Below are 13,868 nucleotides of genomic sequence, written 5' to 3' on the forward strand. Positions count from 1 at the left end.
CGCTGTGTGAATCGGAGCAACGCCCATATAGAGCGTCTTCGAAGTCTCGTACGGACCGCGAAACGATCCGAAATGCAGATTTACGTCGCCGGCCCCTGCACGAGTGCTAAAGGCCGCGCTCGAAATATCCCGTGCTGGTAGCAATAGTCCTACAGGCGCGTTCTACAAAGGATCATGTCCCATGTGCGGCATCATCGGCATCGTCGGTAAGACCCCCGTCGCCGAGCGTCTGGTCGAGAGCCTCAAGCGGCTCGAGTACCGGGGCTACGACTCCGCCGGCGTGGCGGGCGTGGTCGGCGGCGGCGTTCAGCGCCGCCGGGCCAAGGGCAAGATCAAGGCGCTGGAAGAGGTGCTGGCCGCCGAGCCGCTGACCGCCACCACCGGCATCGGCCATACCCGCTGGGCCACCCACGGCGCGCCCAACGTCGCCAACGCCCACCCGCACAGCGCCGGCCGCGTGACCCTGGTGCACAACGGCATCATCGAGAACTTCGCCGAGCTGAAGGCCGAGCTGGCCGCCGCCGGCCGGGTGTTTGAAAGCGACACCGACACCGAGGTCATCGCCCACCTGATCGACGCCGAACTGGCCACGGGCCTGGCCCCCATCGACGCCTTCAAGGCCACGCTCGACCGGCTGACCGGCGCCTACGCCCTGGCGGTGCTGATCGAGGGCGCCGAGAACCTGGTGCTGGGCGCCCGCCGCGGCAGCCCGCTGGTGGTCGGCGAGGGCCAGGGCGAGATGTTCCTGGGTTCGGACGCGCTCGCCGTCGGGCCCTTCACCAACCGGGTGATCTATCTCGACGAGGGCGACTACGTGGCCCTCGACCACGACAGCGCCAGGATCTTCGACGCCTCGGGCGCGGCCGTGACCCGTCCCGTGCGCGTGGTGCCGACCAGCGCCGTGATGATGGAAAAGGGCAACTACCGCCACTTCATGGAAAAGGAGATCCACGACCAGCCCGAAGGGTGCCAGCGCACCATCGCGGCCTATGTGGACGCCCTGACCAGCAAGACCGCCATCCCCGGCGACGTCGACTTCGCCAAGCTGGAACGCATCCAGATCGTCGCCTGCGGCACCTCCTACATCGCCGGCGTCGTCGGCAAGTACCTGATCGAGCAGCTGGCCGACCTGCCGGTGGACGTCGAGATCGCCTCGGAGTTCCGCTATCGCCAGCCGGCCTTGCGCCCGGGGGCCCTGGTGGTGGCCATGTCGCAGTCGGGCGAGACCGCAGACACCCTGGCCGCCCTTCGCTACTGCAAGGCCAAGGGCATGAAGAGCGCCGTGGTGGTCAACGCCACGGAGTCGACCATGGCCCGCGAGGTCGACGTAGTCTGGCCGATCCACTGCGGGCCCGAGATCGGCGTCGCCTCGACCAAGGCCTTCACCGCCCAGGTCAGCGTGCTGACCGCCATCGCCGTGGCCGCCGCCAAGGCCCGCGGAACCATCGACGCGGCCGAGGAGCAGCGCCTGGTGAAGGTGCTGCTGGAGGCCCCGCGCCTGATCGCCGAGGCCATTCACCTGGAAGGCGCGATCAAGGAGATCGCCGCCGACGTGGCCAAGGCCCGCGACGTGCTCTATCTCGGCCGCGGCCCGATGTCGGCCCTGGCCCTGGAAGGTGCGCTGAAGCTCAAGGAGATCAGCTACATCCATGCCGAGGGCTATGCCGCCGGCGAGCTGAAGCACGGCCCGATCGCCCTGGTCGACGACCAGACCCCAATCGTCATCCTCGCGCCCTATGACAGCTGGTTCGAGAAGTCGGCGTCGAACATGAGCGAGGTGATGGCGCGCGGCGGCCAGGTGATCTTCATCACCGACACCCTGGGCGTGAAGCACGCCCCCGAGGGCGCCAAGGTGGTGGTCACCGCCCCCGCCAGCGACCCGCTGGTCTCGACCCTGGTGATGTCCGCCCCGATCCAGCTCCTGGCCTACCACGTGGCCGTGCTCAAGGGCGCCGACGTCGACCAGCCGCGCAACCTGGCCAAATCGGTGACGGTGGAATGATTGATCCCTCTCCCAAAGGGAGAGGGATTCAGGACGCCAGCCCCGCCAGGATCGACGGCTTCACCTTCAGGCCGGTCTCGCTGAACACCAGATCCTCGCGGCCGAAATATTCGTGCTGGCGGCCGGCGCACCAGTCGGTGGTGACGACGCTCAGGTGGGTCTTGTCGGGACGGGTGGGGCCGCTGGCGTAGGCGAAGTCGCCGGTCAGCCGGTCGAACGGGAAGCCGCGGTCCTGGTCGGTGCGGGTGAGGATGTCGGCCAGGGTCGCCGCATCGACCTGGGCCTTCACGATCCTGCCGTCGAAGCGCACCACGGAGTCGTAGGCGTAGCGCGACAGGTCGCCGGCCGGCAGGCCCATGCCCAGGGTGGTGTGGCCCATGAAGCCGATGTCGGCGCCGGCGGCCCGGGCCATCAGTCCGGCGACATGGCGGCCGGTGTCGCCCAACGACAGGGCTTTGGGGACCTTGGCGACCACCGCCCGTTCTTCCGGCGTCAGCTGGGCGGCCAGCGTCTCCTTCACCTGGCGGCCCAGGGCCTGGTCGGCCGGGCCGCGCGGGTCGACGACGACGCGGGAGATGCGGATCGGGTCGGCCTTGCGGGCGCGGTCGATCGTGGCGACCGTCAGGGGCTGGCCCCAGGCGCCGGTGTGGACGTAGCGGCTGGTCCCCTGCGCGTGCTCGACGGTCACGTGGTTGTGGCCGCCCAGGAACAGGGTGCGCTCGGGCAGGCCCGCCAGCAGCGGACGGTCGGCCGGCAGGCCCGCGTGGCTCATCACCACCAGCATGCCGTCTTCCGGCGGCGAGGCCGACAGGTTGGCCTGGGCCCACGGCGTCGGCGCGGGAATGGCGAGGTCGGGCCGGATGGCCTTGGGATAGGTGTCGATCGAGTTGGTGGCCCAGCCGATCAGGTGGACGGGGAAGCCCAGGTCGAGCGTGGCGCGCGAGCTGGCCACCGGTCGGCCGGTGCGCTTGTCGACGATGTTGCTGATCACGGTAATGCCCAGGGCCCGGGCGCGATCGGCGGCGGCGGCGATGTCCTCGACCAGGTCGGCGTCGTGGTTGCCGATGTTGATCACCGTCGGCGCCAGCTTGGCCACCGCCTCCAGGAACGCCCAGTCGAGCGCCCCGTCGGTGCGCTTGGCCACCACGTTGCCGGCTTCGAAGAGGTCGCCGTTCAGCAGGATCAGGCTGGGGGCGGCGTCGCGGCGGACGATGCGGCGCATGGCCTCCAGCAGGGCCGGGGTGATCCCGTAGGCCGAGTGCAGGTCCGACAGCATCAGCACCTTGGCCCGGCCCGTGGCGGCGCCGGCGCGGGGACCGAACGACAGGGTCATGGCGGCGGCCGCGCCGCCCAGCACCGTGCGCCGATTGAAACCGTTCATGCCGAGCCTCCAGAGATCGTTGGTGCCTTGCCTAGACCGCTCCTGGCAAGGCGCCAACAAGGCTTTGGATGGTCAGCGTTCGCTGTCGAGATGGGCCATCATCGCGGGGGCGTAGCGCTCGCCCGCCGCCGCGCCCTTGGGCACGGCCGCCTCGATGGCGGCCAGATCCTCCGCCGTCAGCACGACGTCGAGCGCGCCCAGGGCCTCGGCCAGGCGGTCGCGCCGGCGGGCGCCGACCAGGGGGACGATGTCGTCGCCGCGCGAGGCCACCCAGGCGATGGCGATCTGGGCGACGCTGACGCCCTTCTGGTCCGCGACCGCCCGCAGGGTCTCGACCAGGGCCAGGTTGCGGTCGAGGTTCTCGCCCTGGAAGCGCGGGGAATGGACCCGGAAGTCGCGGGCGCCGCGTTGGGCGTCCTTGGCCCAGTGGCCGCTGATCAGGCCGCGCGACAGCACGCCGTAGGCCGTCAGGCCGATGCCCAGCTCGCGCAGGGTCGGCAGGATGGCGTCCTCGATCCCGCGCGACAGCAGCGAATACTCGATCTGCAGGTCGCAGATCGGGGCCACGGCGGCGGCGCGGCGGATGGTGTCGGCGCCGACTTCCGACAGGCCGATGTGGCGGATGTAGCCGGCGTCGCGCAGCTCGGCGAGGGCGCCGATGGCGTCCTCGATCGGCACGTCGGGATCCAGGCGCGAGGGGCGGTAGACGTCGATGTGGTCGACCCCAAGCCGGCGCAGCGAGTAGGTCACGAAGTTGCGGATCGCCTTGGGCCGGCTGTCGAAGCCAAGGAAAGCGCCGTCGGGCCCGCGCAGGGCGCCGAACTTGACGCTGACCACGGCCTTGTCGCGATCCTGGCCCCGCAGGGCCTCGCCGATCAGCATCTCGTTGTGGCCCATGCCGTAGAAGTCGCCAGTGTCGAGCAGGGTGACCCCGGCCTCCAGGGCGGCGTGGATGGTGGCGATGGCCTCGGCGCGGTCGGCGGGGCCGTAGAGGTCGTCGGACATGCCCATGCAGCCGAGGCCGAGGGCCGAGACGGCGGGACCGGTGTTTCCGAGCTTGAGCGTGCGCATGGGCGATCTCCTTGGAGCCGCGGCGTGGGGAGCGCCGCGAGTGTTGGACAAGCCGACTATGACCTTGCGCGACCTGTGCGATAATCCGACCAACGGCGCACGGGCCGTTCGGAATTTCGCACAATGGCCGCCCCCGACCTCGCCGATCTCGACGCCTTCGCCGCCGTGGCCCGGGCCCGCAGCTTTCGCGGCGCGGCGGTGGGGCGCGGGGTGTCGCCCTCGTCGCTGAGCGAGGCGGTGCGACGGCTGGAGACAGCGCTGGGCGTGCGGCTGCTCAACCGCACCACCCGCAGCGTCACCCCCACGGAGGCCGGCGAACGCCTGCTGGAACGCCTGGCGCCGGCCCTGGCCGACGTGGCCGGGGCGCTGGACGCGGTGAACCAGTTCCGAGACAGCCCGACCGGAACCCTGAAGCTGAACGTGCCCATCGTGGTGGCGCGCCTGGTCCTGCCCGACATCGTCGGCCCTTTCCTGAAGGCCAATCCCGGCATCACCCTGGAGATCACCGCCGAGGACAACTTCGTCGACGTGCTGGCGGCCGGGGCCGACGCGGGGGTGCGCTACGGCGAGCGGCTGGAGAAGGACATGATCGCCGTGCCGCTGTCGGGTCCGCAGCGCTACCAGGCGGCCGCTTCCCCGGCGTTCCTGGCCCGGCACGGAACGCCCCGCCATCCGCGCGACCTGTTGTCGCTGCCCTGCATCCGGCACCGGTTTTCCAGCGGCGCGATCATCGTCATGGAATTCGAGAAGGACGGCGAGATCGTGCGCATCGCCCCCGACGGGCCGCTGATCTCCTCGTCGATGGAGCTGGAGCTGCGCGCCGCCGAGGAGGGCCTGGGCGTGATCGCCAGTTTCGAGGGGTTCCTTGCGGCGTCAGTGGCCGCAGGCCGGCTCGTGCCGATCCTGGAGGACTGGAACCCGCCCTTCGAGGGCCCTTTCCTCTACTATCCAAGCCGCCGCCACATGCCCGCGCCCCTGCGGGCCTTCATCGATTTCATCCGGGCCCGGCGGCAGGAAGCCTGAACCTTCCCCGGAAATCTCAATTTTCGGCGCGTTTGCCGCCTGTTCACCGTCGCCTGCCATGCTCGGCGCGAAAGAACGAGGGGCCACCGCCGATGATCGTCCGCAGCCGCACCACCGCCCGCCTGGGCGGGGCGCTCGTCCGCGCCGCTGCCCGCCTGCGCGGGTTCCGGTCCGACCGGCGCGGCGCCCTCGCCGTCTGGGTGGCCCTGGGCCTGATCCCGCTTTGCCTGCTGGTGTTCGGCGTCTTCGATCTCAGCCGCATGAGCGTCGAGCGCCGGCGACTGCAGGACTCCCTGGACGCCGCCACCCTGATCGCGGCGCGCTCGACCGCCACCGACACCGCCACGCTCACCACCCTGGGCAACGCCGCCCTGACCGCCGAACTGGGCCAGGCCGCGACCACCTCCAGCTTCGTCGGCTCGACCAACGGCAAGCAGGTGACCGGCGCCGCCAGCTTCACCTTCGACCCGATCATCCTGGGCCTGATCGGCAAGGACAAGCTGACGGTAGGGGCCCAGTCGGTGGTGGTGCGCGCCGCCAACAACCTCGAGATCGCCCTGGTGCTCGACATCACCGGCTCGATGGCCGGCACGCGCATCAGCGACCTGAAGACGGCCGCCACCGACCTGGTGGACATCGTCGTGCAGGACATCCAGGAGCCCTACTACTCGAAGGTCGCCATCGTGCCCTACTCGATGGGCGTCAATGTCGACACCTATGCCGACGCGGTGCGCGGCGCGATCCCGAGCTCGGCCCTGGCCTCGGCGGCCTGGAACACCGGCGTGACCAAGACCGTGTCGAGCTTCACCGGCAACACGACCTCGCCCGTGGTCACCACCTCGAGCGCCCACGGCCTGGTCGTCAACGACTACGCCATGGTGTTCGGCTCCAACCAGAGCAGCATGAACGGCAAGGTGCTGAGGGTGACCTCGGTGGCCTCGACCACCAAGTTCACCGGCGCCAATCAGTCGGGGACCTCGGTCACCGCCGGCTCCAGCGGCTCGGTCTACAAGTGCCTGAACTCGACCTGCACCTTCGTCTTCACCAGCAAGGCCAGCCACGTCTTCCAGACCGGCGACCAGCTGAAGCTGACCGGGATCACGGGCGTGACGACGCTGAACAGCGCCGTCCCGACCATCACGGCGGTCTCGGGCCTGGCCATGACCACCAACCTGTCGCCCACGGCCAGCACGAACTATGTCACCACGACCGCCGGCGCCAACGGCACGGCGACCTGCCAGAGCACCTCGCGCAGCGACATCAGCTGCGCCAACCTGAACTTCACCAACGCCAGCGGCAGCGCCAAGACCCTGGCGATCAGCACCTGCGTCACCGAGCGCACCGGGACCTACGCCTATACCGACGACGCCCCGTCCACGGCCCTGGTCGGCCGCAACTATCCGGCCTCGAGCAACCCCTGCCCGGCGCCGAAGATCACCCCGCTGACCTCCGACCGCACGGTGCTCAAGAACCAGATCTCGGCGCTGGACGACGGCGGTTCGACCGCCGGCCAGATCGGCCTGGCCTGGGGTTGGTACATGGTGTCGCCGAACTTCGCCTACCTGTGGCCCAGCAACAGCCAGAAGCCGGCCGCCTACGGCACGGCCGAGACCATGAAGATCGTCGTGATGATGACCGACGGCGCCTTCAACACCCCCTATTGCAAGGGCGTGATCGCTTCCAACGCCGGCTCCGGTTCGGGCTCGGCCTCCGACCACATCAACTGCAACGCCACCAACGGCGACGCCACGGCCCAGGCCAAGGAGCTGTGCACCAAGATCAAGGCCAAGAACGTGATCGTCTTCACGGTGGGCTTCGACGTCGACTCCACCGCCAAGTCGATGCTGACGACCTGCGCCACCAAGACCAGCCAGGCCTATTTCCCGGCCACCGGCGGCGAGCTGAAGACCGCCTTCAAGTCGATCGCCCAGGAGATTTCGGCCCTGCGCATCGCCAAGTAGCGACGTCGAGAGACCGGCATGAAAAAGGCCCCGTCCGCGAGGACGGGGCCTTCGTCGTTTTCAGGACCAGCGGGCCGGATCAGGCCAGCTTGATCTCGCGCAGGCGCTGCTGGAGGAACTCGTCGGCGGTGATCGACTCCGGATAGCGGTCCGGGTTCTCGTCGGTCACGCAGTTGGGCAGGGTCTTGATCTCGTAGTCCGACGCGAAGTGCAGGAAGAACGGCGTCGAATAGCGCGGCAGGTGGCGGCGCTCGGCCGGCGGGTTCTGCACGCGGTGGATGGTCGAGGGCAGGACGTGGTTGGTCAGGCGCTCAAGCATGTCGCCGATGTTGATGACGATGCAGCCCGGGGGCGGATTGATCGGCAGCCACTCGCCGTTGCGGTCGAGCAGCTCCAGGCCGCCCTCTTCCGCGCCGAGCAGCAGGGTGATGGTGTTGATGTCGCCGTGGGCGCCGGCGCGCACGCCGGTCGCATCCTGCGGGATCGGCGGATAGTGCAGCAGGCGCAGAACGCTGTTGCCGTTCTCGACGGTCGGCTTGAAGAACTCACGGTCGAGCTTCAGGTAGGTGGCGATGGCCTCCAGCACCTTGCCGCCCATGCTGTCGAGCGCGTTGTAGAGCCAGCTGACGTCGTGCTTGAAGGCCGGGATCTCGGCTGGCCAGACGTTGTCGGCCATGGTGGCGCGGAAGCGGTGGCCGGGCGGCAGGTCGCGGCCCATGTGCCAGAATTCCTTCAGGTCGTAGTGCGTGGCGCCCTTGGCGGTCTCGACCCCGAACGGGATGTAGCCGCGCGCGCCGCCCTTGACCCCGGCGTACTGCTTCTTGGTGTCGACCGGCAGGGCGAAGAAGGCCTTGGTGTCGGAAATGGCCGCGTCGATACGATCCTGCGGCAGGTCGTACTCCGACAGCACAGCAAAGCCATAGCGCTCGAACGAGGCGCCCAGCTCCTGGGCGAAGCGCGGGAAGTCCTTGCTGTAGAGGGTGAACGAGATGGGCTCGATGGCGGATGCGGACACGTTTGGCCTTCGCAGGATTAGTAAGACGGGCCTTACTACACCCAACAGGCGGCGGAACGAAGGCCGTTCATCCCCCGCTCATCTGGTTTGTCGGAACTTGACCATAACGGGTGCGTTTCACCCGCTGATCCGACACTTCACGGGATAGACGGCAGATGACCAACAAGACCGCCTTCCGCGCCGCAGCGCTCGGCGCCCTCCTGATCGGCGCCGGCGCCATGACGGCCTGCACCACCACCGACCCGTACACGGGCATGCCGGTGCGCAACAACACCGGCACCGGCGCCCTGGCCGGCGCGGCCGGCGGCGCCCTGCTGGGCTACCTGACCAACACCAACAAGGGCGAGCAGGGCCGCAAGAACGCCCTGATCGGCGCGGGCATCGGCGCCCTGGCCGGCGGCGCCGTCGGCAACTACATGGACCGCCAGCAGGCCGACTTCCGCCGCAGCCTGGAAGGCTCGGGCGTGATGATCCGCCGCAACGGCGACCAGATCGTGCTGGTCATGCCCAGCGACGTGACCTTCGCCGTCGACAAGTCGGACGTGCAGCCGCAGTTCACCCGCGTGCTCGACGACGTGGCCCGCACCCTGAACGCCTATCCGCAGACCACCATCGACGTGGTCGGCCACGCCGACAGCACCGGTCCGGACGATTACAACCAGGCCCTGTCGGAGCGTCGCGCCGGCTCGGTGGCGGGCTATCTGACCGGCCCAGGCCGCGTGCTGCCCGACCGCGTGTTCGTGGCCGGTCAGGGCGAGCGCCAGCCGATCGCCTCCAACGACACCGCCGAGGGCCGCGCCCAGAACCGCCGGGTCGAGATCATCCTGCGCCCGCTGACCTGAGGCCCGTAACAAATCCCCGGAACGCCGGCGGCGAAAGCTTGACCATGCGCTCCACGGCAACCGAAAATTGCCGCCGGCCCGACCAACCATCTCGGGTCGTGTTTCGGGGATTACCATGCATCGCTTTTTCGCCCATCTCACCGCGGGGCTTCTGCTGACCTGCGCGCTGACGAGCGAAGCCTCGGCCGAGCCGCAATTCGTCGGGCCGGGCCAGGTGACCTACTACACCGCGGGCTGGAACTCGGGTTCCGTCCGGGTCAAGCTGACCAGCGCACCGGCCAACCCGCACGGATGCACCTACAACGACGGCTACATCGTCGATCATCTGATGAGTGGATCTGAGGTCTTCGCCGCGATCCTGCTGACCGCCTACACCACCAACCAGGCTGTCCAACTGACGATCGAAGGCTGCGCCTACGAGCGCCCGAAGATCATCGCCGTCACCCTGGAGAAGCAGCCTTAAACCCGAGGGGCGGCTCGACCAGCCGCCCCGTCACCGGCTAGAAGGCGCCCATGAAGACCCGCGCCGACCTCATCGCCTTCTTCGACGCCCACGACGTCGACCACGCCACCCTCGACCACCCGCCGGTGTTCCGTGTCGAGGAGGGGCTGGAGATCAAGAAGGCCCTGCCCGGCGGCCACACCAAGAACCTGTTCCTCAAGGACGCCAAGGGCCAGCTGTGGCTGATCTCGGCGCTGGGCGAGACGGCGATCGACCTGAAGAAGCTGCACCACGTGATCGGCTCGGGCCGGCTGTCGTTCGGCCCCGAAGCGATGATGGTCGAGACCCTGGGCGTCACCCCAGGGTCGGTCACCGCCTTCGGCCTGATCAACGACGATAACCACAGGATCCGCTTCGTGCTCGACAAGGCGCTGAGCGAGGCCGACCCGGTGAACTTCCACCCGCTGAAGAACGACGCCACCACGGCCGTCAGCCAGGCGGGCTTTCGCCGGTTCCTGGCCGCCCTCGGCGTCGAGCCGATGATCGTCGATTTCGAGGCGATGGCCGTCGTCGGCTAGCGCCCTCTTTTCTAGCGCTGGGGCCCGACCCGGAACCGCAGGCACGCGCCGCGGGCGCGCACGCTCGGCTCGCCGGTGCAGTCGATGTCCACGGTCGCCGGACGCAGCGCCGTCAGCTTGCGACCCGCTGGCGCCGTCAGGCAGTCGGCGAGGGTCTTGGCCATCTTCTCCAGCTCCACGGCATGGGTCGCCCGGGCGTAGCCGTCCCAAAGGACGGTCCGCGCCTCGTCGGGCGTCGAGGGCGAGCCGGCCAGGACCGCGTACATGTAGGCCTGACCGTCGACCTCGTCGGCGGGCCAGAAGAACACCGCCTCGTGGCTGTCGGCCGGCGGGGTGGAGCCGATGAAGGCGTAGAGGGGCTCGCAGGCCACCGGCTTCTCCGCCGCCGACGCCTGCCCGGCCAGGCAGAACGCCGTCGCCCCGAGCAGGCTCAAGGACAGACGGAGCGGAAGACGACGGGCCATGTGGATCCTGGAGGGACGCCCCGAACGGGCGGCGCGCACCATCGCCGCCAAACGCCTTCGGGGCAAGAAGGCGCAGCCGCCGATTGCGAACCGCCTCGGCAAGGACCATCTTGCGGCGCTGAGCGTCCGCGCACGAGAGAAGAAGCAGTCATGTCCCTGATCGGTGAAAAGCCGGCCCCCATCCCGGCCGGCGGCAAGAGCGAGCACATCAAGGACGGTACGGACGCCACCTTCATGGCTGACGTCATCGAGGCCTCGAAGACCCAGCCGGTCATCGTCGACTTCTGGGCCACCTGGTGCGGCCCTTGCCGCCAGCTGACCCCGGCGCTGGAAAAGGTGGTCACCGCCGCCAAGGGCGCGGTCAAGCTGGTCAAGATCGACGTCGACAAGAACCCGGGCTTCGCCGGCCAGCTGCGCGTGCAGTCGATCCCCACCGTCTACGCCTTCGTCGACGGCCAGCCGGTGGACGGCTTCCAGGGCGCCCTGCCCGAAAGCCAGATCCAGCAGTTCGTCGACCGCATCTCGGGTCCGCCCGAGGCCGGCGCCGTGGACGAGCTGCTGGCCATGGCCAAGGAGAGCCTGGACGTCGAGGACCTGGGCGGCGCGGCCCAGGCCTTCGCCCAGGTGCTGCAGATGGAGCCCGACAACATCAAGGCGCTGGGCGGCCTAGCCCGCGTCTACCTGGCCGGCGGCGACCTGGAGCGCGCGGCCGAGATCGCCGACATGGCGCCGGCCAACGCCAAGGATCCGGACCTGGAAAGCGTGCGCGCCGCCCTCAAGCTGGCCGAAGCCGCCCCGTCCGAGACCGCCGCCTTCGAACAGCGCCTGGCCGTCGACGCCGACGACCACGAGGCCCGGCTGGAACTGGCCAAGGCCCTGGCCGGCGCCGGCCAGCTGGAGGCGGCCTGCGACCACCTGCTGACCATCATCCAGCGCGACCGGACCTGGAACGACGACGCCGCCCGCAAGCAGCTGCTGACCGTGTTCGAGGCCGCCGGCCCGACCTCGGAAGTCGCCAAGCAGGGTCGCAAGCGCCTGTCGTCGATCCTGTTCAGCTAGGACTTCAAGGACCTGTTCGCCGGGACAAGCGTTCAGAACACCCAGTCAAGGAGGCCGCCATGCCGGGCGTATACCGGAAGACCCTCGACCTGCCGCTGGTGATCCCCGTGTTTCCATTGGACGGGGCGCTGTTGCTTCCCGGCGGCCAGCTGCCGCTGAACATCTTCGAGCCGCGCTATCTCAACATGCTCGACGACGCCATGTCGGGCGAGCGGATGATCGGCATGGTCCAGACCCGTCCGGGCGGCGACGCCGTCCGGCCGTCCCTGGCCCCGATCGGCTGCGCCGGGCGGGTGACCAGCTTCGCCGAGACCAGCGACGGCCGCTACCTCATCACCCTCACCGGCGTGGCGCGGTTCCGGCTCGGCGAAGAACTGCCGGCGCGCACTCCCTATCGCCAGGTGCGGGCCGACTTCACGCCCTTCGACCTCGACCTGCGCGAAGACCAGCAGGAGGCGGTCGGCGACGCAGCCCCGCTGCTCAACGCCCTGCGCCGCTATCTCGACCACCGCGGCCTGGCCATCGACTGGAGCGAGGCTCAGGCCGCGCCCTCCGACGCCCTGATCAACAGCCTGGCCATGGCCCTGCCGTTCGATCCGCTGGAAAAGCAGGCCCTGCTGGAGGCCCGCACCCTCGCCGACCGCCGCAGCACCCTGGTGGCGCTGCTGGAAATCGACGCCGCCCAGGACGACGACGAGCCGCCTTCGGTGCAGTAGGGATCAGGGGTGCAGTAGGGCGTCAGGCCGCGGCGGCCGCGCCGTGGGCCTTGGGCTGGGGCGGCCCGAAGCGGTTGTCGCCCGCCGCGCCGTCCTGCAGGACAAAGACGATCAGCACGGCGATCCCGCCCGGCACGAGGTTGAGCAGCAGCCACCAGCCGCTGCGGTCGATGTCGTGAAGGCGGCGAATGAGCAGCGACAGCGCCGGGATTGCCAGGAACAGGCCGACATAGGGCAACAGCGAGGCCGGCTTGTGGGGCGGCAGGCCCCTCAGGCCGTCGGCCAGACCCCAGGCCATGCTCCAGACATAGCTGGGCAGCAGCGCCAGGGTCAGGGCCAGCAGCAGGAACTGAAGGAACTCCGATCGGTCAGACCGGCCCTTGAAGTCAGCGAACCGGATCAGCGCCTTGAACATCGACATCGCGAGCTCTCCTCTGAACACCACCCATGGTAGCGAAACGGAGAGCGCTGAAAAGGTCCTGTCGGCGAAGGCCGCCTTTTAGGGCTTCACTGCATCCCAGGCGGCCACCTGGTAGCCGTTTTCGGACAGGCACTGCCCCATGGCGGCCTTGTGCCGCTCGTCCAGCGCCGCTCGCACGCCCTTGGAGCCCTTGGCCTTGTCGTACGGAACCTTGAGCACCAGGCCGGTGGGGCCCGGTTGCAGGTCGCGGGCCGTGGCGCTGGCCGGATGCACCTTGAAGCCGCTGGTCTTGCCCGCGCGCACCTCGTCGCGGCATGAGACGAAGGTGCTGGCGAAAGCCTTCTCGTCGCTGGCCTGGGTGGACAGGCGCGGGCTGTAGGCGCTTTCGCCGCCCATGCCGCTCCCCATGGAGCCGCAGGCGGCCAGGGTCAGGGTGCTGGTGGCCACGGCGGCGGCCAGGAAGGTCCGTTCGATGGCGGTCATGTCTTTATCCGAGATCGTTGTTATCGCTTCTGCGACAACCGCGGGCCCGCGCGAGAGGTTCCGGCGGCGGGGCTTTCCCTATCGGCCGCCCGGCTCTAGAACAGCGCCATGACCGCCGCTCCCCCGCCCCCGCCCGTCGACGTCGATCCGCGCCTGCTGGAGGTGCTGGTCTGCCCGGTGACCCGCGCGCCGCTGTTCTACGACCGCGCCCGCGGCGAGCTCGTCAGCCACACGGCCAAGCTGGCCTATCCGATCCGCGACGGCGTGCCGATCATGCTGCCGGAAGAAGCCCGCAGCCTGGCGGACGGGGAGTAGGGCGGCGCCGAAAACCTTATCCTTCGACAAGCTCAGGATGAGGTTTTCGGTCAGACGCCGAGTCCAAGCTGGTCCTCATCCTGAGCCTGTCGAAG

General features: G+C 69.2%; 16 protein-coding genes. 10 read left to right on the forward strand and 6 right to left on the reverse strand.

Features of this window, described 5'->3' with window-relative positions; genetic code table 11:
- Positions 1 to 181: 181 nt before the first annotated feature.
- A complete protein-coding gene (gene glmS / locus ACODR1_RS17640; RefSeq protein WP_488881621.1) occupies positions 182 to 2,002 on the forward strand; it encodes a glutamine--fructose-6-phosphate transaminase (isomerizing) in 1,821 nt (606 codons plus the stop codon).
- 28 nt (positions 2,003 to 2,030) lie between these two features.
- Here the strand turns inward: glmS and ACODR1_RS17645 are convergent, their stop codons facing one another.
- Together ACODR1_RS17645 and ACODR1_RS17650 are read right to left on the reverse strand one after the other, a co-directional pair.
- Complete coding sequence (locus ACODR1_RS17645) at positions 2,031 to 3,383, reverse strand: metallophosphoesterase (protein WP_488881622.1); 1,353 nt, start codon at positions 3,381 to 3,383, stop codon at positions 2,031 to 2,033.
- Positions 3,384 to 3,455: 72 nt separating this feature from the next.
- Complete coding sequence (locus tag ACODR1_RS17650; RefSeq protein ID WP_488881623.1) at positions 3,456 to 4,454, reverse strand: aldo/keto reductase; 999 nt, start codon at positions 4,452 to 4,454, stop codon at positions 3,456 to 3,458.
- Between the two features lie 123 nt (positions 4,455 to 4,577).
- Between ACODR1_RS17650 and ACODR1_RS17655 the strand changes: the two genes are divergently transcribed.
- Both ACODR1_RS17655 and ACODR1_RS17660 read left to right on the forward strand, forming a co-directional pair.
- Positions 4,578 to 5,477, forward strand: coding sequence for a LysR family transcriptional regulator (locus ACODR1_RS17655; RefSeq protein ID WP_488881624.1), 900 nt, complete (start codon positions 4,578 to 4,580; stop codon positions 5,475 to 5,477).
- A 92-nt stretch (positions 5,478 to 5,569) separates the two neighbouring features.
- Complete coding sequence (locus ACODR1_RS17660) at positions 5,570 to 7,438, forward strand: TadE/TadG family type IV pilus assembly protein (RefSeq protein ID WP_488881625.1); 1,869 nt, start codon at positions 5,570 to 5,572, stop codon at positions 7,436 to 7,438.
- A gap of 79 nt (positions 7,439 to 7,517) precedes the next feature.
- On the opposite strand, the gene ACODR1_RS17665 is transcribed toward ACODR1_RS17660, so the two are convergent.
- Positions 7,518 to 8,453, reverse strand: a complete 936-nt coding sequence (locus ACODR1_RS17665; RefSeq protein ID WP_488881626.1) for an isopenicillin N synthase family dioxygenase — start codon at positions 8,451 to 8,453, stop codon at positions 7,518 to 7,520.
- 155 nt (positions 8,454 to 8,608) lie between these two features.
- Between ACODR1_RS17665 and ACODR1_RS17670 the strand changes: the two genes are divergently transcribed.
- The 3 genes from ACODR1_RS17670 (at position 8,609) to ACODR1_RS17680 (ending at position 10,315) form a co-directional block, all read left to right on the forward strand.
- A complete protein-coding gene (locus tag ACODR1_RS17670; RefSeq protein WP_488881627.1) occupies positions 8,609 to 9,295 on the forward strand; it encodes a YiaD family glycine zipper/OmpA-like lipoprotein in 687 nt (228 codons plus the stop codon).
- Between the two features lie 115 nt (positions 9,296 to 9,410).
- Entirely contained in the window at positions 9,411 to 9,758 is a 348-nt protein-coding gene (locus ACODR1_RS17675; RefSeq protein WP_488881628.1) for a hypothetical protein, read from the forward strand.
- A 50-nt stretch (positions 9,759 to 9,808) separates the two neighbouring features.
- On the forward strand, positions 9,809 to 10,315 hold the full coding sequence (locus tag ACODR1_RS17680) for a prolyl-tRNA synthetase associated domain-containing protein (RefSeq protein WP_488881629.1): 507 nt from the start codon (positions 9,809 to 9,811) through the stop codon (positions 10,313 to 10,315).
- Positions 10,316 to 10,326: 11 nt separating this feature from the next.
- Here the strand turns inward: ACODR1_RS17680 and ACODR1_RS17685 are convergent, their stop codons facing one another.
- A complete protein-coding gene (locus tag ACODR1_RS17685; RefSeq protein WP_488881630.1) occupies positions 10,327 to 10,779 on the reverse strand; it encodes a hypothetical protein in 453 nt (150 codons plus the stop codon).
- Here ACODR1_RS17685 and ACODR1_RS17690 point away from each other — a divergent pair.
- From ACODR1_RS17690 to ACODR1_RS17700, 3 genes are read left to right on the forward strand one after another with little or no spacing between them, the layout of a single operon-like run.
- Positions 10,778 to 10,939, forward strand: a complete 162-nt coding sequence (locus tag ACODR1_RS17690) for a hypothetical protein (RefSeq protein ID WP_488881631.1) — start codon at positions 10,778 to 10,780, stop codon at positions 10,937 to 10,939. The genes ACODR1_RS17685 and ACODR1_RS17690 overlap by 2 nt on opposite strands.
- Entirely contained in the window at positions 10,930 to 11,838 is a 909-nt protein-coding gene (gene trxA, locus ACODR1_RS17695; protein WP_488881632.1) for a thioredoxin, read from the forward strand. The genes ACODR1_RS17690 and trxA overlap by 10 nt, the downstream gene beginning before the upstream one ends.
- A gap of 59 nt (positions 11,839 to 11,897) precedes the next feature.
- Entirely contained in the window at positions 11,898 to 12,554 is a 657-nt protein-coding gene (locus tag ACODR1_RS17700) for an LON peptidase substrate-binding domain-containing protein (RefSeq protein ID WP_488881633.1), read from the forward strand.
- A 22-nt stretch (positions 12,555 to 12,576) separates the two neighbouring features.
- Here ACODR1_RS17700 and ACODR1_RS17705 read toward each other — a convergent pair whose 3' ends face one another.
- Complete coding sequence (locus ACODR1_RS17705; protein ID WP_488881634.1) at positions 12,577 to 12,975, reverse strand: DUF805 domain-containing protein; 399 nt, start codon at positions 12,973 to 12,975, stop codon at positions 12,577 to 12,579.
- Between the two features lie 78 nt (positions 12,976 to 13,053).
- Positions 13,054 to 13,458, reverse strand: a complete 405-nt coding sequence (locus ACODR1_RS17710) for a hypothetical protein (RefSeq protein WP_488881635.1) — start codon at positions 13,456 to 13,458, stop codon at positions 13,054 to 13,056.
- A 108-nt stretch (positions 13,459 to 13,566) separates the two neighbouring features.
- Between ACODR1_RS17710 and ACODR1_RS17715 the strand changes: the two genes are divergently transcribed.
- Positions 13,567 to 13,773 (forward strand): Trm112 family protein, encoded by a 207-nt coding sequence (locus ACODR1_RS17715; protein WP_058348402.1) that lies wholly within the window; start codon positions 13,567 to 13,569, stop codon positions 13,771 to 13,773.
- The last annotated feature ends 95 nt before the right edge of the window (positions 13,774 to 13,868 follow it).

The sequence above is a fragment of the Caulobacter sp. FG7 genome (assembly GCF_057808875.1).

Bases quoted from the DNA above. Each gene is read 5' to 3' on its own strand.
- ACODR1_RS17715 (WP_058348402.1), top strand. From the start codon at position 13,567: ATGACCGCCGCTCCCCCGCCCCCGCCCGTCGACGTCGATCCGCGCCTG.
- ACODR1_RS17685 (WP_488881630.1), bottom strand. From the start codon at position 10,779: ATGGCCCGTCGTCTTCCGCTCCGTCTGTCCTTGAGCCTGCTCGGGGCG.
- ACODR1_RS17670 (WP_488881627.1), top strand. From the start codon at position 8,609: ATGACCAACAAGACCGCCTTCCGCGCCGCAGCGCTCGGCGCCCTCCTG.
- ACODR1_RS17650 (WP_488881623.1), bottom strand. From the start codon at position 4,454: ATGCGCACGCTCAAGCTCGGAAACACCGGTCCCGCCGTCTCGGCCCTC.
- glmS (WP_488881621.1), top strand. From the start codon at position 182: ATGTGCGGCATCATCGGCATCGTCGGTAAGACCCCCGTCGCCGAGCGT.
- ACODR1_RS17680 (WP_488881629.1), top strand. From the start codon at position 9,809: ATGAAGACCCGCGCCGACCTCATCGCCTTCTTCGACGCCCACGACGTC.
- ACODR1_RS17690 (WP_488881631.1), top strand. From the start codon at position 10,778: ATGTGGATCCTGGAGGGACGCCCCGAACGGGCGGCGCGCACCATCGCC.
- ACODR1_RS17655 (WP_488881624.1), top strand. From the start codon at position 4,578: ATGGCCGCCCCCGACCTCGCCGATCTCGACGCCTTCGCCGCCGTGGCC.
- ACODR1_RS17705 (WP_488881634.1), bottom strand. From the start codon at position 12,975: ATGTCGATGTTCAAGGCGCTGATCCGGTTCGCTGACTTCAAGGGCCGG.
- ACODR1_RS17660 (WP_488881625.1), top strand. From the start codon at position 5,570: ATGATCGTCCGCAGCCGCACCACCGCCCGCCTGGGCGGGGCGCTCGTC.
- ACODR1_RS17700 (WP_488881633.1), top strand. From the start codon at position 11,898: ATGCCGGGCGTATACCGGAAGACCCTCGACCTGCCGCTGGTGATCCCC.
- ACODR1_RS17710 (WP_488881635.1), bottom strand. From the start codon at position 13,458: ATGACCGCCATCGAACGGACCTTCCTGGCCGCCGCCGTGGCCACCAGC.
- ACODR1_RS17645 (WP_488881622.1), bottom strand. From the start codon at position 3,383: ATGAACGGTTTCAATCGGCGCACGGTGCTGGGCGGCGCGGCCGCCGCC.
- ACODR1_RS17675 (WP_488881628.1), top strand. From the start codon at position 9,411: ATGCATCGCTTTTTCGCCCATCTCACCGCGGGGCTTCTGCTGACCTGC.
- trxA (WP_488881632.1), top strand. From the start codon at position 10,930: ATGTCCCTGATCGGTGAAAAGCCGGCCCCCATCCCGGCCGGCGGCAAG.